The sequence below is a fragment of the Enterobacter cloacae complex sp. ECL414 genome (assembly GCF_021869685.1).
Lineage (GTDB): Bacteria > Pseudomonadota > Gammaproteobacteria > Enterobacterales > Enterobacteriaceae > Enterobacter > Enterobacter kobei.
Genome location: NZ_CP091482.1, coordinates 108,682 through 127,830 on the forward strand (window position 1 = coordinate 108,682; position 19,149 = coordinate 127,830).

26 protein-coding genes and 4 pseudogenes are annotated in these 19,149 nt (G+C 55.6%); 10 read left to right on the forward strand and 20 right to left on the reverse strand.

The features are described from left to right. Positions 1-113 precede the first annotated feature (113 nt). Positions 114-989 carry a LysR family transcriptional regulator AmpR gene (ampR, locus tag L3068_RS23820; protein WP_004193231.1) on the forward strand — a complete coding sequence of 292 codons (876 nt, stop codon included), beginning with the start codon at positions 114-116 and terminating at the stop codon, positions 987-989. Between the two features lie 3 nt (positions 990-992). Here the strand turns inward: ampR and hypA are convergent, their stop codons facing one another. Further along, complete coding sequence (gene hypA / locus L3068_RS23825) at positions 993-1,358, reverse strand: hydrogenase maturation nickel metallochaperone HypA (RefSeq protein WP_025999322.1); 366 nt, start codon at positions 1,356-1,358, stop codon at positions 993-995. On the opposite strand from hypA, the gene L3068_RS23830 reads away from it, so the two are divergent. The 3 genes from L3068_RS23830 (at position 1,251) to L3068_RS23840 (ending at position 3,047) form a co-directional block, all read left to right on the forward strand. Beyond that, positions 1,251-1,586 carry a DMT family transporter gene (locus L3068_RS23830; protein WP_052238321.1) on the forward strand — a complete coding sequence of 112 codons (336 nt, stop codon included), beginning with the start codon at positions 1,251-1,253 and terminating at the stop codon, positions 1,584-1,586. The genes hypA and L3068_RS23830 overlap by 108 nt on opposite strands. Next, positions 1,580-2,419: a sulfonamide-resistant dihydropteroate synthase Sul1 gene (gene sul1 / locus L3068_RS23835; RefSeq protein ID WP_000259031.1), complete on the forward strand. Its 840-nt coding sequence runs from the start codon at positions 1,580-1,582 to the stop codon at positions 2,417-2,419. Before L3068_RS23830 ends, sul1 begins: the two co-directional genes overlap by 7 nt. 127 nt (positions 2,420-2,546) lie before the next feature. Further along, positions 2,547-3,047 (forward strand): GNAT family N-acetyltransferase, encoded by a 501-nt coding sequence (locus L3068_RS23840; protein WP_000376623.1) that lies wholly within the window; start codon positions 2,547-2,549, stop codon positions 3,045-3,047. Positions 3,048-3,352: 305 nt separating this feature from the next. Here the strand turns inward: L3068_RS23840 and L3068_RS25490 are convergent, their stop codons facing one another. Next, positions 3,353-3,466: a hypothetical protein gene (locus tag L3068_RS25490; RefSeq protein WP_001297012.1), complete on the reverse strand. Its 114-nt coding sequence runs from the start codon at positions 3,464-3,466 to the stop codon at positions 3,353-3,355. A gap of 87 nt (positions 3,467-3,553) precedes the next feature. Here L3068_RS25490 and L3068_RS23850 point away from each other — a divergent pair, with 87 nt between their 5' ends. Further along, positions 3,554-4,318 carry an IS6-like element IS6100 family transposase gene (locus L3068_RS23850; RefSeq protein WP_001389365.1) on the forward strand — a complete coding sequence of 255 codons (765 nt, stop codon included), beginning with the start codon at positions 3,554-3,556 and terminating at the stop codon, positions 4,316-4,318. A 109-nt stretch (positions 4,319-4,427) separates the two neighbouring features. After that, positions 4,428-4,523, forward strand: a pseudogene (locus L3068_RS25495) (NTP-binding protein); the annotation flags it as partial. Here the strand turns inward: L3068_RS25495 and L3068_RS23860 are convergent. From L3068_RS23860 to merT, 7 genes and pseudogenes are all read right to left on the reverse strand, one after another. Beyond that, positions 4,493-4,726, reverse strand: a pseudogene (locus L3068_RS23860) (DUF3330 domain-containing protein); the annotation flags it as partial. The pseudogenes L3068_RS25495 and L3068_RS23860 overlap by 31 nt on opposite strands. A gap of 50 nt (positions 4,727-4,776) precedes the next feature. Next, complete coding sequence (merE, locus tag L3068_RS23865; RefSeq protein WP_001087807.1) at positions 4,777-5,013, reverse strand: broad-spectrum mercury transporter MerE; 237 nt, start codon at positions 5,011-5,013, stop codon at positions 4,777-4,779. After that, complete coding sequence (merD, locus tag L3068_RS23870; RefSeq protein WP_001277466.1) at positions 5,010-5,375, reverse strand: mercury resistance co-regulator MerD; 366 nt, start codon at positions 5,373-5,375, stop codon at positions 5,010-5,012. Before merD ends, merE begins: the two co-directional genes overlap by 4 nt. A gap of 17 nt (positions 5,376-5,392) precedes the next feature. Beyond that, positions 5,393-7,078: a mercury(II) reductase gene (gene merA, locus L3068_RS23875; RefSeq protein ID WP_000209296.1), complete on the reverse strand. Its 1,686-nt coding sequence runs from the start codon at positions 7,076-7,078 to the stop codon at positions 5,393-5,395. Positions 7,079-7,116: 38 nt separating this feature from the next. Then, entirely contained in the window at positions 7,117-7,542 is a 426-nt protein-coding gene (merC, locus tag L3068_RS23880) for an organomercurial transporter MerC (RefSeq protein WP_000522996.1), read from the reverse strand. Between the two features lie 27 nt (positions 7,543-7,569). Further along, positions 7,570-7,845 (reverse strand): mercury resistance system periplasmic binding protein MerP, encoded by a 276-nt coding sequence (gene merP / locus L3068_RS23885; protein ID WP_000732275.1) that lies wholly within the window; start codon positions 7,843-7,845, stop codon positions 7,570-7,572. A gap of 15 nt (positions 7,846-7,860) precedes the next feature. Next, entirely contained in the window at positions 7,861-8,226 is a 366-nt protein-coding gene (gene merT / locus L3068_RS23890) for a mercuric ion transporter MerT (protein ID WP_001294656.1), read from the reverse strand. Between the two features lie 71 nt (positions 8,227-8,297). On the opposite strand from merT, the gene merR reads away from it, so the two are divergent. Together merR and L3068_RS23900 are read left to right on the forward strand one after the other, a co-directional pair. Next, positions 8,298-8,753 (forward strand): mercury resistance transcriptional regulator MerR, encoded by a 456-nt coding sequence (gene merR, locus L3068_RS23895; protein ID WP_001166628.1) that lies wholly within the window; start codon positions 8,298-8,300, stop codon positions 8,751-8,753. Positions 8,754-8,818: 65 nt separating this feature from the next. After that, positions 8,819-9,427 carry an HNH endonuclease signature motif containing protein gene (locus L3068_RS23900; RefSeq protein WP_000289256.1) on the forward strand — a complete coding sequence of 203 codons (609 nt, stop codon included), beginning with the start codon at positions 8,819-8,821 and terminating at the stop codon, positions 9,425-9,427. 606 nt (positions 9,428-10,033) lie between these two features. On the opposite strand, the gene L3068_RS23905 is transcribed toward L3068_RS23900, so the two are convergent. The 8 genes and pseudogenes from L3068_RS23905 to dcm form a co-directional block, all read right to left on the reverse strand. After that, positions 10,034-10,438, reverse strand: coding sequence for an H-NS family histone-like protein (locus L3068_RS23905; RefSeq protein WP_001287391.1), 405 nt, complete (start codon positions 10,436-10,438; stop codon positions 10,034-10,036). Between the two features lie 177 nt (positions 10,439-10,615). After that, positions 10,616-10,909: a hypothetical protein gene (locus tag L3068_RS23910; RefSeq protein ID WP_001100635.1), complete on the reverse strand. Its 294-nt coding sequence runs from the start codon at positions 10,907-10,909 to the stop codon at positions 10,616-10,618. Between the two features lie 25 nt (positions 10,910-10,934). Then, positions 10,935-11,240 (reverse strand): hypothetical protein, encoded by a 306-nt coding sequence (locus L3068_RS23915; RefSeq protein WP_223152485.1) that lies wholly within the window; start codon positions 11,238-11,240, stop codon positions 10,935-10,937. Then, on the reverse strand, positions 11,212-11,667 hold the full coding sequence (locus L3068_RS23920; protein ID WP_000916941.1) for a hypothetical protein: 456 nt from the start codon (positions 11,665-11,667) through the stop codon (positions 11,212-11,214). Before L3068_RS23920 ends, L3068_RS23915 begins: the two co-directional genes overlap by 29 nt. 59 nt (positions 11,668-11,726) lie before the next feature. Further along, positions 11,727-12,392 carry a hypothetical protein gene (locus L3068_RS23925; protein ID WP_001447900.1) on the reverse strand — a complete coding sequence of 222 codons (666 nt, stop codon included), beginning with the start codon at positions 12,390-12,392 and terminating at the stop codon, positions 11,727-11,729. A gap of 57 nt (positions 12,393-12,449) precedes the next feature. Beyond that, a complete protein-coding gene (locus L3068_RS23930; RefSeq protein ID WP_001371925.1) occupies positions 12,450-12,830 on the reverse strand; it encodes a hypothetical protein in 381 nt (126 codons plus the stop codon). 775 nt (positions 12,831-13,605) lie between these two features. Then, the gene (locus tag L3068_RS23935; protein WP_001067855.1) at positions 13,606-14,310 is read right to left on the reverse strand and encodes an IS6-like element IS26 family transposase; all 705 of its coding nucleotides are present in this window, start codon (positions 14,308-14,310) and stop codon (positions 13,606-13,608) included. 64 nt (positions 14,311-14,374) lie between these two features. Next, a pseudogene (gene dcm / locus L3068_RS23940) lies at positions 14,375-14,818 on the reverse strand (DNA (cytosine-5-)-methyltransferase); the annotation flags it as partial. Positions 14,819-14,880: 62 nt separating this feature from the next. Between dcm and L3068_RS23945 the strand changes: the two are divergent. Next, positions 14,881-15,585 carry an IS6-like element IS26 family transposase gene (locus tag L3068_RS23945; RefSeq protein ID WP_001067855.1) on the forward strand — a complete coding sequence of 235 codons (705 nt, stop codon included), beginning with the start codon at positions 14,881-14,883 and terminating at the stop codon, positions 15,583-15,585. Here the strand turns inward: L3068_RS23945 and L3068_RS23950 are convergent. The 3 genes and pseudogenes from L3068_RS23950 to ltnD all read right to left on the reverse strand — a co-directional run bounded on the left by L3068_RS23950 (position 15,531) and on the right by ltnD (position 18,121). After that, entirely contained in the window at positions 15,531-15,962 is a 432-nt protein-coding gene (locus L3068_RS23950) for a class II aldolase/adducin family protein (RefSeq protein ID WP_011977770.1), read from the reverse strand. The two genes, L3068_RS23945 and L3068_RS23950, sit on opposite strands and share 55 nt — an antisense overlap. Further along, positions 15,955-17,207 (reverse strand): annotated as a pseudogene (gene otnK, locus L3068_RS23955) (3-oxo-tetronate kinase). The gene L3068_RS23950 and the pseudogene otnK overlap by 8 nt, the downstream one beginning before the upstream one ends. Before the next feature lie 11 nt (positions 17,208-17,218). Further along, positions 17,219-18,121, reverse strand: coding sequence for an L-threonate dehydrogenase (gene ltnD, locus L3068_RS23960; RefSeq protein ID WP_002903955.1), 903 nt, complete (start codon positions 18,119-18,121; stop codon positions 17,219-17,221). A gap of 261 nt (positions 18,122-18,382) precedes the next feature. On the opposite strand from ltnD, the gene L3068_RS23965 reads away from it, so the two are divergent. Further along, entirely contained in the window at positions 18,383-19,144 is a 762-nt protein-coding gene (locus L3068_RS23965; protein WP_002210513.1) for a DeoR/GlpR family DNA-binding transcription regulator, read from the forward strand. Positions 19,145-19,149 lie beyond the last annotated feature (5 nt).

The window sequence follows — 19,149 nt, forward strand, 5'->3', positions numbered from 1 at the left end:
AGTATTACCGCCGGAATGCCGTTTCTCTGCTGCCGCAGCCGACGTTATACCTTCCCTTCAAAGGAGGCATTATGAAGACTCAACTGCCCTAAAGAAAAACTTACAGGTGGATTATGGTCAGACGTTATCTCCCCCTTAACCCGCTGCGCGCCTTTGAGGCCGCCGCCCGTCATCTCAGTTTTACCCGCGCGGCGATTGAGCTGAATGTCACCCATGCCGCCGTCAGCCAGCAGGTCAGGGCGCTGGAAGAACAACTCGGCTGTGTGCTGTTTACCCGCGTCTCGCGCGGGCTGGTGCTGACCCATGAAGGTGAGGGATTACTGCCGGTGCTCAATGAGGCGTTTGACCGGATTGCGGATACTCTGGAGTGTTTTTCTCACGGGCAGTTCCGTGAGCGGGTGAAAGTCGGTGCGGTGGGAACATTTGCCGCAGGCTGGCTGCTGCCGCGTCTGGCCGGATTCTATGACAGCCATCCGCATATTGATCTGCATATCTCCACCCATAACAATCATGTGGACCCGGCGGCGGAAGGGCATGATTATACGATCCGTTTCGGTAACGGCGCGTGGCATGAGTCAGATGCGGAACTGATTTTCAGTGCACCACACGCTCCGCTGTGCTCACCGGCCATTGCAGAACAGTTACAGCAGCCGGATGATGTTCACCGCTTTACCCTGCTGCGCTCATTCCGCCGGGATGAATGGAGCCGCTGGCTGGATTGTGCGGGCGGCACACCGCCTTCCCCGTCACAGCCGGTAATGGTGTTCGATACCTCACTGGCCATGGCCGAGGCGGCACAACTGGGTGCCGGGGTAGCGATCGCACCGGTATGTATGTTCAGCCGCCTGTTACAGTCAGGCGCACTGGTACAGCCGTTTGCCGCAGAAATCACCCTCGGCGGCTACTGGCTGACGCGGTTACAGTCCCGTACGGAAACCCCGGCCATGCAGCAATTCGCCCGCTGGCTGCTGAATACGGCGGCGGCGTAAAACTCACTCACCTTCCAGGCTTTTTACCCGCAAATCATCACCTTCACTGATGCGCAGCCGTTCACTGCCGCAGTGCGGACAGCATCCGGCGTGCTGCATGATTTCGGCCTCACGGCTGCAATCCCAGCACCATGCCTGTGCCGGGATAACATCAATATGCAGTGTGCAGCCCTGCGCCACGGTATCACGGCAGGCGATATCAAAACAGAAATGCAGTGCACTCTCCTCAACATCCGCCAGTGCGCCGACTTCCAGCCAGACATCCGTTACCCGCGCAATGCCGTGCTGTTCAGCCTGTTCGCGGATAATGTCCGCCGCACCGAGGGCTTTACTAAGCTTGCCCCTTCCGCCGTTGTCATAATCGGTTATGGCATCGCATTTTATTTTCTTTCTCTGGTTCTGAAATCCATCCCTGTCGGTGTTGCTTATGCAGTCTGGTCGGGACTCGGCGTCGTCATAATTACAGCCATTGCCTGGTTGCTTCATGGGCAAAAGCTTGATGCGTGGGGCTTTGTAGGTATGGGGCTCATAATTGCTGCCTTTTTGCTCGCCCGATCCCCATCGTGGAAGTCGCTGCGGAGGCCGACGCCATGGTGACGGTGTTCGGCATTCTGAATCTCACCGAGGACTCCTTCTTCGATGAGAGCCGGCGGCTAGACCCCGCCGGCGCTGTCACCGCGGCGATCGAAATGCTGCGAGTCGGATCAGACGTCGTGGATGTCGGACCGGCCGCCAGCCATCCGGACGCGAGGCCTGTATCGCCGGCCGATGAGATCAGACGTATTGCGCCGCTCTTAGACGCCCTGTCCGATCAGATGCACCGTGTTTCAATCGACAGCTTCCAACCGGAAACCCAGCGCTATGCGCTCAAGCGCGGCGTGGGCTACCTGAACGATATCCAAGGATTTCCTGACCCTGCGCTCTATCCCGATATTGCTGAGGCGGACTGCAGGCTGGTGGTTATGCACTCAGCGCAGCGGGATGGCATCGCCACCCGCACCGGTCACCTTCGACCCGAAGACGCGCTCGACGAGATTGTGCGGTTCTTCGAGGCGCGGGTTTCCGCCTTGCGACGGAGCGGGGTCGCTGCCGACCGGCTCATCCTCGATCCGGGGATGGGATTTTTCTTGAGCCCCGCACCGGAAACATCGCTGCACGTGCTGTCGAACCTTCAAAAGCTGAAGTCGGCGTTGGGGCTTCCGCTATTGGTCTCGGTGTCGCGGAAATCCTTCTTGGGCGCCACCGTTGGCCTTCCTGTAAAGGATCTGGGTCCAGCGAGCCTTGCGGCGGAACTTCACGCGATCGGCAATGGCGCTGACTACGTCCGCACCCACGCGCCTGGAGATCTGCGAAGCGCAATCACCTTCTCGGAAACCCTCGCGAAATTTCGCAGTCGCGACGCCAGAGACCGAGGGTTAGATCATGCCTAGCATTCACCTTCCGGCCGCCCGCTAGCGGACCCTGGTCAGGTTCCGCGAAGGTGGGCGCAGACATGCTGGGCTCGTCAGGATCAAACTGCACTATGAGGCGGCGGTTCATACCGCGCCAGGGGAGCGAATGGACAGCGAGGAGCCTCCGAACGTTCGGGTCGCCTGCTCGGGTGATATCGACGAGGTTGTGCGGCTGATGCACGACGCTGCGGCGTGGATGTCCGCCAAGGGAACGCCCGCCTGGGACGTCGCGCGGATCGACCGGACATTCGCGGAGACCTTCGTCCTGAGATCCGAGCTCCTAGTCGCGAGTTGCAGCGACGGCATCGTCGGCTGTTGCACCTTGTCGGCCGAGGATCCCGAGTTCTGGCCCGACGCCCTCAAGGGGGAGGCCGCATATCTGCACAAGCTCGCGGTGCGACGGACACATGCGGGCCGGGGTGTCAGCTCCGCGCTGATCGAGGCTTGCCGCCATGCCGCGCGAACGCAGGGGTGCGCCAAGCTGCGGCTCGACTGCCACCCGAACCTGCGTGGCCTATACGAGCGGCTCGGATTCACCCACGTCGACACTTTCAATCCCGGCTGGGATCCAACCTTCATCGCAGAACGCCTAGAACTCGAAATCTAACGTCCGTTCGGGCATCGAGGTCCATGTCGGGGTGGGACGGGCCCGTGGCTTCAAGATCACTTGCAGTCCGACCGCGATGTCTTGGTTGCGCGAGAGGTTGTCGATATCCTCCACTTCCATCATCAACCCTGGATAATGCCGCCGCCGTCATCGCCGCCGACGCCCGTGCCGGGCTTTTCGGGCCTGTCAGGCTTGCTCGGCCTTCAGCCTGCCTGGGCGAGATCTCCGGCGGACGGATTAACGGCGGAGCTTCGCCGCCTTTCGTGCGTGTGAAGGCCGAAGATAGTTCTCTCAAAAACATCCGTTTATGAGAGATACCAAATGTCATTTTCAGAAGACGACTGCACCAGTTGATTGGGCGTAATGGCTGTTGTGCAGCCAGCTCCTGACAGTTCAATATCAGAAGTGATCTGCACCAATCTCGACTATGCTCAATACTCGTGTGGGCTCTGTTGCAAAAATCGTGAAGCTTGAGCATGCTTGGCGGAGATTGGACGGACGGAACGATGACGGATTTCAAGTGGCGCCATTTCCAGGGTGATGTGATCCTGTGGGCGGTGCGCTGGTATTGTCGCTATCCGATCAGCTATCGCGACCTTGAGGAAATGCTGGCGGAACGCGGCATTTCGGTCGACCATACGACGATCTATCGCTGGGTCCAGTGCTACGCCCCGGAGATGGAGAAGCGGCTGCGCTGGTTCTGGCGGCGTGGCTTTGATCCGAGCTGGCGCCTGGATGAAACCTACGTCAAGGTGCGGGGCAAGTGGACCTACCTGTACCGGGCAGTCGACAAGCGGGGCGACACGATCGATTTCTACCTGTCGCCGACCCGCAGCGCCAAGGCAGCGAAGCGGTTCCTGGGCAAGGCCCTGCGAGGCCTGAAGCACTGGGAAAAGCCTGCCACGCTCAATACCGACAAAGCGCCGAGCTATGGTGCAGCGATCACCGAATTGAAGCGCGAAGGAAAGCTGGACCGGGAGACGGCCCACCGGCAGGTGAAGTATCTCAATAACGTGATCGAGGCCGATCACGGAAAGCTCAAGATACTGATCAAGCCGGTGCGCGGTTTCAAATCGATCCCCACGGCCTATGCCACGATCAAGGGATTCGAAGTCATGCGAGCCCTGCGCAAAGGACAGGCTCGCCCCTGGTGCCTGCAGCCCGGCATCAGGGGCGAGGTGCGCCTTGTGGAGAGAGCTTTTGGCATTGGGCCCTCGGCGCTGACGGAGGCCATGGGCATGCTCAACCACCATTTCGCAGCAGCCGCCTGATCGGCGCAGAGCGACAGCCTACCTCTGACTGCCGCCAATCTTTGCAACAGAGCCTCCGTCGCCATGCTCACCTCGCTTTGGTGCACACGAGTATTGAGCATAGTCGAGATTGGTGCAGATCACTTCTGATATTGAACTGTCAGGAGCTGGCTGCACAACAGCCATTACGCCCAATCAACTGGTGCAGTCGTCTTCTGAAAATGACAGGACAGGCGCAATGTCAGATTCTGTCGCGGCCTTGGCGCGTGCCTGGAAGCGTTCATAGCAATCCAGCCCGCAGAAATGTTCGACGTATTCCGCGCCTTCCGGGGTGAAGGCGGCATCGAGCGGAATTTCTTTGCAGCATACGCAGCAGGTGGTGCAACTGGCAGTGTTCGGGGCGTTTGCGTTCATGGTGGTACTCCTCCAGATTGGTAGCGAAGCTCAAAGCTGCCCACTCTCGGCTGGCTGGGAAGCGGTCATGATCTTCCCTTGAAGGCCCGCAGCAGCCGCGTCACAGACAGGACAAACAAGCCGGTCAGCGTGAGGGCTGCAATACCCCAGTGCTCCCCGATGAACGCGCCGGCCGTCGTGCCGGCTAGCACAATGGCGAGAATCGGCAAATGGCAGGGACAGGTGAGCACGGCCAGCGCGCCCCACAAGTAGCCGGTGATCGGTTTGTGCGTCTCAGACGGCAAGTGCTCTGGGCTGTTCATGGCAGACTCTCCGCGTGCTGTGCCGGTTCGGTTGGCATGGCGGCCAGTTGCATTTCGAGGCTGGCCAGGGCCTCGCGCCGACGCTCGACGAGTTGCCGCAACACGGCAAGCTGCGCAGACGCACCGTCACCGTCCGCAGCATCCAGCGCCCGGCACAGCCGCGCCAGTGCGTCCAGGCCGATACCCGCTTCGAAGGCAGCCCGTACAAAGCGCAGCCGTTGCAACGCGGTGTCATCGAACAAGCCGTAGCCGCCCGTGGTGTACGCGACCGGCCGTAGCAATCCGCGCAGCAGGTAGTCGCGCACGATATGCACGCTCACCCCGGCATCAAGGGCCAGCCGGGACACTGTGTAGGCGCTCATTGAACACCTCCTTTTCCTCATCCGGCGCAGCACGAAAGCTGCTTCACGTCCTTGCTGAAGGTCTGCGCCGCGAGCTTCAGCCCTTCGACCATGGTCAGGTAGGGGAACAATTGGTCGGCCAGTTCCTGCACGGTCATACGGTTGCGAATGGCGAGCACCGCCGTCTGGATCAGTTCACCCGCTTCCGGGGCCACCGCTTGCACGCCGATGAGCCGTCCGCTACCTTCCTCGATGACCAGCTTGATGAAGCCGCGTGTGTCGAAGTTGGCAAGCGCACGCGGCACGTTATCCAGTGTTAGCAGGCGACTGTCGGTCTCGATCCCGTCGTGATGTGCTTCCGCCTCGCTGTAGCCCACGGTGGCGACCTGCGGGTCGGTGAACACCACGGCCGGCATTGCGGTCAGGTCCAGGGCCGCATCGCCGCCAGTCATGTTGATCGCCGCACGAGTGCCGGCCGCTGCCGCCACATAGACGAACTGCGGCTGGTCGGTGCAGTCGCCGGCCGCGTAGATGTTCGGGCTACTGGTGCGCATGCCCTTGTCGATGACGATGGCCCCCTGCGCATTGACGGCTACCCCCGCCGCTTCCAATGCCAGGCTGCGCGTGTTCGGTGTCCGGCCGGTGGCGACCAGCAGCTTGTCGGCGCGCAATTCACCGTGCGTGGTGGTCAGCACGAATTCACCGTCCATATGGGCGACCTGGCTGGCTTGCGTGTGCTCCAGCACCTCGATGCCCTCGGCACGGAAAGCGGCTGTCACCGCCTCGCCGATGGCCGGGTCTTCACGGAAGAACAAGGTATTGCGCGCCAGGGCCGTGACCTTGCTGCCCAGCCGGGCAAAGGCTTGCGCCAGCTCCAGCGCCACCACCGACGAGCCGATTACGGCAAGGCGTTCGGGAATGGTGTCGCTCGCCAGGGCCTCGGTGGAAGTCCAGTAGGGTGACTCTTTCAAGCCCGGAATCGGCGGGACCGCCGGGCTGGCACCCGTGGCGACCAGGCAGCGGTCGAACATCACGACGCGCTCGCCACCCTCGTTCAAACTAACGATAAGGCTCTGGTCGTCCTTGAAACGCGCTTCACCGTGCAGAACGGTGATGGCTGAATTGCCGTCCAGGATGCCTTCGTACTTGGCATGACGGAGTTCTTCGACACGGGCCTGCTGCTGGGCCAGCAGCCGCTCGCGCAAGATCGTCGGCGGTGTGGGTGGCATGCCGCCGTCGAATGGGCTTTCCCGGCGCAGATGGGCGATGTGGGCGGCGCGGATCATGATCTTGGACGGCACACAACCGACGTTGACGCAGGTGCCGCCGATGGTGCCGCGCTCAATCAGCGTGACCTGCGCGCCTTGCTCGACGGCCTTCAGTGCTGCCGCCATCGCGGCTCCACCGCTACCAATGACGACGACCTGCAACGGGCGTTCGTTGCCACTGGGCTTATCAGCGGCCCCTATCCAGCCGCGCATCTTGTCGAGCAGGCCGGCGCGGTTGTCCGTCGGTGGCGCATCGGCAAGCGTTGCCTCGTAGCCCAGTCCGGCCACGGCGGTAGTCAGCGCATCCGATGACGTGCCCGCCTCAATGGCGAGTTGCGCTGTGCCCTTCGGATAGGACACCAGCGCCGATTGCACGCCGGGCACTTTCTCCAAGGCTTCCTTGACGTGAGCCGCGCACGAGTCGCAGGTCATCCCGGTGATTTTCAGGGTGGTCATGTATTTTTCCTTTTCTGTGGTGGCTACGGCTGTTGCCGTCAGCCACGTTGTTCTGGCAATTCACAGCTGTCCGGCCCGCAGCGGCGATGTGCTGGCGAGATGAAATCCCAGACCGACACCCCAACCATCAAGGCCAGGCCGACATAGAGCAGTCCACCGCTCTGCCAGCCGTAAGCCCGCATTAAAAACACCGCTGCCAGCACCAAGATCGGGCCTATCGTGCCGAGCGCCGTGCGTCGCCACTGTCGATGATTGAGCCAAGCGATAGCATTGGCGAGTAACGCGATGCCGGCGAACATCGGCAGCAGGATGCCAATGAATAGCCCCTCGTACTGGCTCAAGAAGCCCAGTCCGATGGCCGCGCCAAAGCTGGCGATGGCAGGAAAACAGGCGGCGCAGCCCATCGCGGAAACGACGCTGCCGAGCGCGCCGGTTTTGCCAGCGATGCGCGTGATGAGTCCCATGTGTCGCTCCCGAGTTCGGTTAACGGATCAGCGTTTGAGGCTGGACGGATAGCCCGCGTCCTCGGTCGCCTTGGTCAACTTCTGGACGTTGGTCTTGGCATCGTCGAAGGTGACGACGGCCTGGCGCTTGTCGAAACTTACGTCGGTCTTGCTCACGCCCTCAACCTTGGAAAGCGCGTGCTTGACAGTGATCGGGCAAGAGGCGCAGGTCATGCCAGGCACGGACAGCGTGACGGTCTGGGTGGCGGCCCACACGGGGGCAACAACGGCAGCGAGGGCGAGGGCGGCAAACAGTTTTTTCATGATGAACTCCTGTGATTAATAGAAAAATGGCATGACGTAGGGAAATCCGAGCGAGACCAGGACCAGCGCGGCCACGATCCAGAAAATGAGCTTGTAAGTAGCTCGCACTTGGGGAATCGCGCAGACCTCACCCGGTTTGCAGGCTTGCGCCGGGCGGTAGATGCGCCGCCAGGCGAAAAACAGCGCGACCAGCGCTGCGCCGATGAAGATCGGGCGATAGGGTTCCAGCACCGTCAGGTTGCCGATCCATGCCCCGCTGAACCCCAAGGCGATCAAAACCAGCGGCCCCAGGCAGCAGGCCGACGCAAGAATGGCGGCCAGCCCACCGGCGAAGAGCGCGCCGCGCCCGTTTTGTGGTTCAGACTTTTGTGGTTCAGACATACGCTTGTCCTTTCAAATTTGGTTTGGATAGCTTAAACTTACTTCCGTAGTTATGTACGGAGTCAAGCGATATGCAAATTAATTTTGAGAATCTGACCATTGGCGTTTTTGCCAAGGCGGCCGGGGTCAATGTGGAGACCATCCGGTTCTACCAGCGCAAGGGCCTGCTGCCGGAGCCAGACAAGCCCTATGGCAGCATTCGCCGCTATGGCGAGGCGGATGTAACACGAGTGCGGTTCGTGAAATCGGCCCAGCGGCTGGGCTTTAGCCTGGACGAAATCGCCGAGCTACTGCGGCTGGAGGATGGCACCCATTGCGAGGAAGCCAGCGGCCTGGCCGAGCACAAGCTCAAGGATGTGCGCGAGAAGATGGCCGACTTGGCACGCATGGAGGCCGTGCTGTCTGAACTGGTGTGCGCCTGCCATGCGCGGAAAGGGAACGTTTCCTGCCCGCTGATTGCGTCACTGCAAGACGGAACGAAGCTCGCTGCATCGGCGCGGGGGAGTCACGGGGTGACTACGCCTTAGCGTGCTTTATTTTCCGAATTCTGAGACGACCCCTGTGTGTTGAAAGACAAGATGAGAACCATGATGTGTACGTAGGTAAATTCATCCAGTTACATGTAGCCGCTAATAAGAGCCTTAAGATCGTCGAAATGGGCGATGTGAAACTGGTGGCCATAACCAGCTCGATTCCTACCACTTTTAATGGTGGGATAAAGAGATACAAAGGGGTTACGTATGTGTCACTTTCCCAAACAGCTCAAACCACTATCGACTTCCCGAAGCGTATCTACAAAGAGGGCCAGGAATGTACTTCTGTCACCAGTCCTGACCAAGGTCCTTTCGCCCGGGATGTTAGGTTGAATTGCTACGGGCGATGTGTTGTCACCGGCGTAAGGTCCCCCTGGCGTACTGAGGCCGCGCACTTAACGCCACGTCATGAAGAAGGCATTCCCGACGTAACGAACGGAATTTTACTTCGCCGTGATATCCATACACTGTTCGACAATGACCATTGCGCCATAAACCCTGACACTATGAAAATTTACTTCAGCCGGGAGGCCCGGGAGTTGGATGATGATCTCCTGAAATGGCATGGGAATGAGATAGAGACGACACGCATGCAGGTTCCGGTTAACATCGAAAACCTTCGGATACGATGGCAAAAATTTAAGGCTAAGGATCGTCAGCGTAAATAAAGCCATAAGCTGAACCACGGCGAGGATTAGTCTTGTTCACTAAATGACAGCGAGAGATTAAATGCAAACCCAAAAAGATATTACAGTTGGCCAGATCTGGGAAGAAGTGGATCCAAGACTGATCCGGAAAGTGCGAGTTGTTGAGGTGGCCTCGTTAGAAGGGCCCAAAGGCATCCTAATCGAAAACGTGGAGTCTGGTCGTAAGAACTGGGCGTCGTCATCCCGCTTTAATGGAAAGCGTGGAGGGTATCGTCTTATTTCCTGAAGGTTTTGCCAATATGGGAAACTGAAGAGGTTGAAACCATCCCGGTGAGGGAGCATATCTGGTAAAGAAGAGTCTTTAAAAAGGTTTTACGCGACCTGGGATAATAAACGGGAAAACGATACCCAAAAAAAGAATACAGCGATGATAACGATAAGGAATGGTAAGGGCTTCAATATTTTGAGAAATGACCTGGCTTACTTTGCATCTGCATTTCTAATCAAACTGTCCACATAGGGATCACAGCTCTTAGGTTCTGAATTTTTCATATGTTCTGTACCTGAAATTGATTCCGTATGAGAAAAGGCCACCGAAGTGGCCTCTATCAAAACTGGTGGCAAAAGTTAGATCAGGAAATCATCAAGACTTTTACCGGCTGCAATTTGTTCTGCCAGAGCTTTGGGGGTACGGCCCTGTCCAGTCCACGTTTTTGTTTCGCCATTTTCATCAGTAAATGAGTATTTGGCCGGGCGTGGTTCACGGCTTTTCTTGGTAGCCGTAGATTTGGCCTGGAATGAGCCAAGCAGCTCTTCCGGGTTGATACCATCTTCTTCCATTAACTTACGCAGGGCGTCAAGTTTCTCCTGACGAGCTTGCAGTTCGGCAGCTTTGGATGATTCTTCCTGACGACGCTCATCAACAATGACATTAAGCTTTTCGAGGATTTCCTCAAGTACTTCTAAAGGCAGCTCGCGGCCCTGGGCGCGAAGAGTACGAATATTGTTTAACGATTTGAGTGCTTCAGACATACGACCTCACTTTCTAATTCTTTGATAAGGATTTACTTAATCATAATACACTCTATAAGGAAAAAGATGCCAGCTTTATGTCTTCAGGTACAAAGATATCTTGCTAAGAATACTCCTTATCTTCCTTGTGCAGACTGTTTCGTGCTTTCGATGTTGTTCATGAGTCTTAAAATCTGCTCACTGTTTAGGGTACTCATGCTGTAAATCATCAAGAAGGAAGCGCAGAACAACATAAGCAATCGGAAAAGGAAACCATGCCAGTGACAGGCCATATATGGCGGAGATAAACATAGGGTAATTTAACTCACTTACAAAATTCGCTTCATTGTATTGTTGAATCGAAATGGCAGAAGCAAAAATTATAATTAAAGTAAGAAAAATCCACTCTAGCCATCTCTTTTTATAACAAGCATAAGCGAAAGCTGTAGGGTAAAAAATAAAGCAAAAAATTCCAGCTGCAATTACGTTCATAAAAGTAACTTTCCTGATAGCGCAGTTATTTTTCGAATGCAGCATCATGAACAACTGCCATAACATTGATGATTGGCTTTCTTTTTCTGAAGAACCTTCCGCGCGGCAAAGTTTCTCCCGCTTTGAGACGATAAAGCCAGAAAACATAAGCCGGAGGAACATTGCTGTCAAAAATATCTGAACAAGTTTGAACTGTGATGCCTACTGTATTGTCTTTCCTCATCTCTTTAAAAGTGCCTTGCAATGCAGCGGATAACGTCATTTTTAAGAAACCTTTTTCTGTTTGAACGGATAGACTTGACTTAGCTGGCTTGACTGTAATGTTTGCCACTAAAGATCCCTCGTTCTGAGGATGCAGGCACTACAAAGTTACCGTCAGGTCTAATCATACGAGTTTGGATGAAATTTTTGCCGGATTTGGTTTTTTCAACCTGGTGCTCGATCTTCCATTCTTCTTTGACGGGACCGGATGACAAATGAACTAGAACCGGTACTTTTTTACGTGTTCTATCCAGAACAATACAATTTGATTTATCCGTATCAACGCTTCCCTGAAGAGTATTCAAAGAGCAATTATCATATCCCTCAACCGGAACTGCATTACCTTGGATATCAATTTTGAATCCTCCAGCTATTACAATTTCGGGTGCATTATCATTTAAAGTCTCGTCATAGGCAGCATCAACTACATCGCAAGCAGTAAGAGTAAGTGACGATGCCACAGCAAGACACAATAAAGAAAATCTGTTTTTGAGCATATTTGAGACCTTTTATAAAAATAAAATAACAGGAGAATTGTATCATTAACAGTCTAGTTCTAACGACTACCACTTTTAAGTATGTATTGAGCCAGTTTTATATTCAGGCACACCATATTGCACTCTAGCTCTTTCATCATCCTAGAAGAACTCTTAATTAAGTATTCTTCAAGTGGGCCAGCATATGCCCCTGATGTCACGATCGTTAGTTGCGTAAGAGGATGAGTCAAACTCTCAATGCCCTTCAGGATGTCATTCTGGACAGCAGAAATATAAACAGGCGAAGCCGCAATCAAATATTCATCATTCGGACTGGACTGCATTAACTGGCTTATAGTTGCGCAACGGTTATGCTTTCCTAGTGATTTTGTGATGGCTTTCCACCAGAGATCATGCCTGAATGGTACTTGATGAAATGTCGCCTCGTAAGAGGGCACCCGATCTCGACTATTTAAAAACCCCATCCCGGCAGAGATTATCCACAACTCCAGATTTCTGGTTGAGTTTAAAATTTCCTTTGCCGTAGACCAGTGATTACCTGAATACAAGGACAATGCCGGTACCGCCTGATTACTTCTGGCGTCGTCTACAATGTTACTCCAGGCATATGCTGCGTCGTCCGGGGTTTGTTTTGGATCTATGTCCAATGTCGGCCAGACGTGGCCCTGATGATTCTTGCCCTTTGTACAGGAAGTGATTAAGTGTACTGAGCGTTCAGAGAACATTATCTTCCTTACATACCCATAGAACAGCTTTCTAAGAACGGTGGGCTCGCCTGAAAATTACAAATCAGCCCCTTTCACGGCATCATTTTGATTCTTCGCGTCTGCCCCCAGTAAGATGACCGGTTTTCTGCATGACAGTGTTATTCCTAACAAACGCAACACAAAACCACGCCAGCCAGAGCAAATTTTTTCATTTGCTGCGTAAAGCCTATTGTTTTCTCTTTTAAGCTTCGCCCACTCGTTACAGAGGGTAACATCATCAAGCGCTGTTATATGCTTCGCCTCACCTTCGACGATAACGGTATGGATACCGTATGCTGTAAATCTCATACTATTTTCCAGAACCCAGTTGCGGTATTCGTTGAGTCCACCTTCGGAACCGGTAGCTCTGCGCCACATTTCAATTTGCTTGTGTGATGGGTCAAGTGTACTTGTCATTGAAGCCTCGTCTCAGCGATAACGCTTGAAATAGCCCGCTTTGGTCAAAATGAAATTAGCCATCTGACTGGCGATTTGATTGTATCTTACTCATAGTGCCCAACCTATAGGTTAAAAAGGGGCATTTTCGCTTTATAGCGTGTTCAACATCATCAATCATCCCAAGAAAGGCTGGCTTATTAAGCCGGTCCATCATTTTCTGTATATCTCTCATCAATTTTTATATCCGGCCTGAAGTGCACCGTTCAAGCACACCGATCAGGCAGTTAGTCACTAGTTAACTCTTTACTAGAGACTAAATTCCATTGATTTACGTGACAACGTCACGTCATTAAGGTTTGCAAATGCCTAATTTTCATACTATGGGATTTAATTAGGAGTAAATCCCACAGGTTTACATAAAGCTGACATTTAAAAGTGTTAAAAATCAATCAGATAGAAAGAAAAGGCTCTCCGGAAGAACTCTTCTCATTATTTCGCCGCCCGGGGTTATTGCTGACAGATCTGAAAGTGCTAATATGTTAGTCATTAGTAATTAGTAAAGCCTTTACTAAACGCGTTTCTACGTAAATTCTATTGGTTTTAGAGGGTCCTACTGTCCGAAGACAATAAAGTTGTACACAAAGCACTAAAGTTGTAACCATTCTCAAAAAACGACGCTAATGTTGTATGCTTACTGAATGTGTGGTTATAGGGTTGGAGACTATAAAATGCACATATAGGGGCACTGTTGCAAAGTTAGCGATGAGGCAGCCTTTTGTCTTATTCAAAGGCCTTACATTTCAAAAACTCTGCTTACCAGGCGCATTTCGCCCAGGGGATCACCATAATAAAATGCTGAGGCCTGGCCTTTGCGTAGTGCACGCATCACCTCAATACCTTTGATGGTGGCGTAAGCCGTCTTCATGGATTTAAATCCCAGCGTGGCGCCGATTATCCGTTTCAGTTTGCCATGATCGCATTCAATCACGTTGTTCCGGTACTTAATCTGTCGGTGTTCAACGTCAGACGGGCACCGGCCTTCGCGTTTGAGCAGAGCAAGCGCGCGACCATAGGCGGGCGCTTTATCCGTGTTGATGAATCGCGGGATCTGCCACTTCTTCACGTTGTTGAGGATTTTACCCAGAAACCGGTATGCAGCTTTGCTGTTACGACGGGAGGAGAGATAAAAATCGACAGTGCGGCCCCGGCTGTCGACGGCCCGGTACAGATACGCCCAGCGGCCATTGACCTTCACGTAGGTTTCATCCATGTGCCACGGGCAAAGATCGGAAGGGTTACGCCAGTACCAGCGCAGCCGTTTTTCCATTTCAGGCGCATAACGCTGAACCCAGCGGTAAATCGTGGAGTGATCGACATTCACTCCGCGTTCAGCCAGCATCTCCTGCAGCTCACGGTAACTGATGCCGTATTTGCAGTACCAGCGTACGGCCCACAGAATGATGTCACGCTGAAAATGCCGGCCTTTGAATGGGTTCATGTGCAGCTCCATCAGCAAAAGGGGATGATAAGTTTATCACCACCGACTATTTGCAACAGTGCCGTAAAAAGTGCTTTCCGTCGATAACTTTAGGATCGTTTTTGCCCATCTCAGCTGCATCCGCAACTTCATAGCCCAGTTCGTCGAGGGTATCCATGATGACTTTAAAGGTTTTACCCTTGTCATGGCTCTTCAGGTTTTTAACGTTTTCAAGAACAAAGATGGCAGGTTTTTTTGCGCGGATAATACGCGCCACATCGAAGAAAAGCGTTCCCTGAGCCTCACATTCGAAACCATGCGCGCGCCCGAGCGAGTTTTTCTTGCTTACGCCCGCAAGGCTAAACGGTTGACAGGGGAAACCTGCTAGAAGTACATCATGATCCGGCACATGCTCATTAATGTAAGCATAGGCATCGTTTTCAGGTACTTCAGGTTTATCACTGAGCGTGACTTCACGAATATCGAGATTGAAAGTGTGTTCCTGAGCATCGTTAAACCAGTTAGCTTGGCACTGTTGCAAATAGTCGGTGGTGATAAACTTATCATCCCCTTTTGCTGATGGAGCTGCACATGAACCCATTCAAAGGCCGGCATTTTCAGCGTGACATCATTCTGTGGGCCGTACGCTGGTACTGCAAATACGGCATCAGTTACCGTGAGCTGCAGGAGATGCTGGCTGAACGCGGAGTGAATGTCGATCACTCCACGATTTACCGCTGGGTTCAGCGTTATGCGCCTGAAATGGAAAAACGGCTGCGCTGGTACTGGCGTAACCCTTCCGATCTTTGCCCGTGGCACATGGATGAAACCTACGTGAAGGTCAATGGCCGCTGGGCGTATCTGTACCGGGCCGTCGACAGCCGGGGCCGCACTGTCGATTTTTATCTCTCCTCCCGTCGTAACAGCAAAGCTGCATACCGGTTTCTGGGTAAAATCCTCAACAACGTGAAGAAGTGGCAGATCCCGCGATTCATCAACACGGATAAAGCGCCCGCCTATGGTCGCGCGCTTGCTCTGCTCAAACGCGAAGGCCGGTGCCCGTCTGACGTTGAACACCGACAGATTAAGTACCGGAACAACGTGATTGAATGCGATCATGGCAAACTGAAACGGATAATCGGCGCCACGCTGGGATTTAAATCCATGAAGACGGCTTACGCCACCATCAAAGGTATTGAGGTGATGCGTGCACTACGCAAAGGCCAGGCCTCAGCATTTTATTATGGTGATCCCCTGGGCGAAATGCGCCTGGTAAGCAGAGTTTTTGAAATGTAAGGCCTTTGAATAAGACAAAAGGCTGCCTCATCGCTAACTTTGCAACAGTGCCCGAGCCCCTGCAGGCAGGAGAGCGCGGTCAGATAGTGGCTGTGCAAGTGGACGATCGCCTTGCAGGCCGGGTTGTGCAAATAGACCGCCCGGTGAAAAGTGACCTCTTTCGACGGTTTGTCGCCGGAGATCCATTCCCCTTGCAGCGTCACCACCGACAACCGCTGAGCCTGCAGTTCGCCGAGGCAGGCGCCGGTCGGCGTCGCCAGCAGGTTGCCGTCCGGCAGCAGCAGCGACAGATTGCCAGCGGAGCCGGTGGCATAGCCGCGGCTAAACAACGAGGCGCCAATCTGCACCATTTCCTCTCGCAGTTGTTGCTCAGTCATGACGAAACTCCTGCTGGGCACGGGCAAAGAACTGGATATCGCCGAAGTTACCTGACTTCAGCGCCAGGGAGAGCGGCTGGCGGGTGTCACGCACCCAGGGCACGCCAGGGGAGATGGTCGGCCCAATATGGAACGCCTCAACCCCCAGGGTCTGCGCCACAATGCTCGACGTTTCCCCTCCGGCCACAATAAAGCGGGTAAATCCGTTCGCCTTCAGGGCGGCGGCAAGAGCGGCAAACAGCTGTTCCACCCGTTCGCTGCTGGCCTTGTCGCCATACTGCGCCTGGATCCGCTGCAGCGTTTGCGGCTCGGTGGTGGCATAGATCATCGGCGCCAGCGGCGCATCGCGCTGCGCGTCCACCCAGTCAGTCAGCGTCCTGACGTAGCTCTCCAGATCGGTAAAGCAGGCGCTTAAGTCGACGGCGCGGGCGGGGGCCTGTTGACGATAGGCCGCCACCTGGCTGTTGGTCATCACCGAGCAGGAGCCCGAGAGCACCACCGCCGGACCGGCCAGCGGCATGCCGGCCTGAGCGCTTTCCCCCCTGGCGCCATGGCGCTGCGCCCAGTCGCGGGCGAGGCCGATGGCGAGGCCGGAACCGCCGGAGACCAGCTTCATCTCCCGCAGCGCCACGCCCTGGGTGAGCAGATCCTGTTCGCTGAGGGCGTCGAGCACCACATAGCGCACCGCCGGATCGTTGACTGCCGCCAGCGCGGCGGCGACCGGGCGACAATCGGCCAGGCAATCAGCGCGGCTTTTCCGCGCCCTTGGCACTCAATTAAGCGGCCCAGGTGCGCATCCTCCATCGGCGTCACCGGATGGTGGCGCATCCCGGACTCATTCAGCAGTTGCTCGCCGACGAACAGATATCCCTGATAGACCGTGCGGCCGTTAACCGGCAGCGCCGGGGAAATCACCGTCCGCGTCTCACCCAGCTCGGCCAGCAGGGCATCCAGCACCGGGCCAATGTTGCCCTGCGCGGTGCTGTCGAAAGTGGAACAGTACTTGAAATAAAACTGCTGACAGCCCTGGGCCTGCAGCCAGCGCAGGGCCGCCAGCGACTGGCTGACGGCCATTTCCGCCGGGCAGGAGCGGGTTTTCAGGCTGATGACCACCGCCTCGCTGGTCAGCGGAATATCGCGGGTCGGCACGCCATTCAGTTGCACCGTCGGCATGCCGTTGCGCACGAGGAAGCTGGCAATATCCGTGGCGCCGGTGAAGTCATCGGCAATGACACCAAGCTGCATGTTGTCTCTCCTCACTGTTTATGGCCCGGCAGGGTGATGCCGTTGAAAATCTTGATCACCGCGCTGTCATCTTCCCGACCGAATCCGGCATTACTGGCGGAGGTGAACATATTCAGCGCGGTGGTAGCGAGCGGCAGCGGGAAGGTCAGCGCCCGGGCAGTGTCATTCACCAGCCCGAGATCTTTGACAAAAATATCGACAGCGGATTTTGGCGAGTAATCGCCATCCAGGACGTGCTGCATGCGATTCTCAAACATCCAGGAATTACCCGCCGCGTGGGTGACCACGTCATACATCGTCTCCAGTGGGATCCCGGCGCGGGCGGCAAGCGCCATCGCTTCGGCGGCAACGGCGATGTGCACCCCGGCCAGCAGCTGATGGATAATTTTTACCGTCGAGCCAAGACCAATGTCGCTCCCGATGCGGTAGACTTTGCCGGCCACGGCGTCCAGCACCGGCGCGAGTCGGGCAAAGGCGGCATCGCTCCCGGAGGCCATCACCGTCATGTCGCCGGCGGCCGCTTTCACGGCGCCGCCCGATACCGGCGCGTCGAGCATCAATAGCTGGTACTCCGCCAGCGCCTCGGCAATGGCCTGAGCATCGGCGGAGGCGATGGTGGACGACACCATCACGACGGTGCCCGGCTTCAGATGGGCGGCGAGGCCGCTCTCGCCGAACAGGATCCCCCGCACCTGGGCGGCATTGACCACCAGCAGCACAACTGCATCCAGTTCCGCGGCGAACGGCACCGCGCTGGGGCCCGCGCCTTTGGCGCCCGCCGCCAGCAGTGCGCGACAGTTGTCGGGATTGATGTCAACGCCCCAGGTGTTCAGGCCCGCCTGCAGGCAGGCGCGGGCGGCGCCCATGCCCATTGAACCCAGTCCAATCACGCAGACGTTAGTGTGTGCAGCCATGCTGGTCTCCTTGTGAACATTAGTTAATTAATGTGATTTAATGATAGAATAAAGCGTTATCATGTGAATTTATGTGAGAGTTATCACGAATAACCCACATGAATATAAAAAATTCACAGGCGGAAAGAGGCTGCACAGCGGCGATTCTTGCCCTAAAATAGCGTAAAAAACAGCGGCAAAGCGCGATAACAACACCGGGTGTCGCCAGGGCCGTAGCCTGGGTGGTGACGCCTGGTGTGAAAAAATGGTAAGGGGAGAGCGGTGATTCCAATAGAACGACATCAGCGTATTTTAGCCCTGGTGGAGCAGCGTGGGGCGGTAAGCATTAACGAGCTGACGGAGATCCTCGGCGTGTCCCATATGACCATCCGTCGGGACGTCAGTAAACTGGAGGAGCAGGGGCTGCTGGTCAGCGTCTCGGGCGGCGTACGCGCCGTCAGCCGGCTGGCCGCGGAACCCAGTCATCTGGTGAAAAGCACGCTGCAGAGTGAGGAGAAACAGGCGATCGGCGCGCTGGCGGCGAGTCATATCGCTAAAAACAGTTGCATCTATCTGGATGCCGGGACTACCACCCTGGCGCTGGCGCGGGCGATCCTCGACCGGAACGATCTCCAGGTGGTCACCAATGATTTTGAGATAACCCAGCTGCTGATCGATGCCAGCCAGTGCGGCGTGATCCACACCGGCGGCACTCTGTGCCGGGAGAACCGCTCCTGCGTGGGCGAATCGGCGGCGCGTACGTTACGCCACCTGGCTATCGATACGGCCTTTATCTCCGCCAGCGGCTGGGACAGTCGCGGGATATTCACCCCTGATGAGAACAAGGTTACCGTCAAGGAGACCGTCAGCCAGGTCAGCGCGAGAAGCATCCTGCTGTGCGACAGTTCGAAATACAATCAGGTGGCCACGTTTATGGCGTTACCTTTGACCCGGTTCACCACCATCATTACCGACCGGCATCTTTCCGATGCCGCCGCCAGTCATATCGCCCGGCACGCCTGCGAGGTGCTGCGGGCCGGATAACGCGC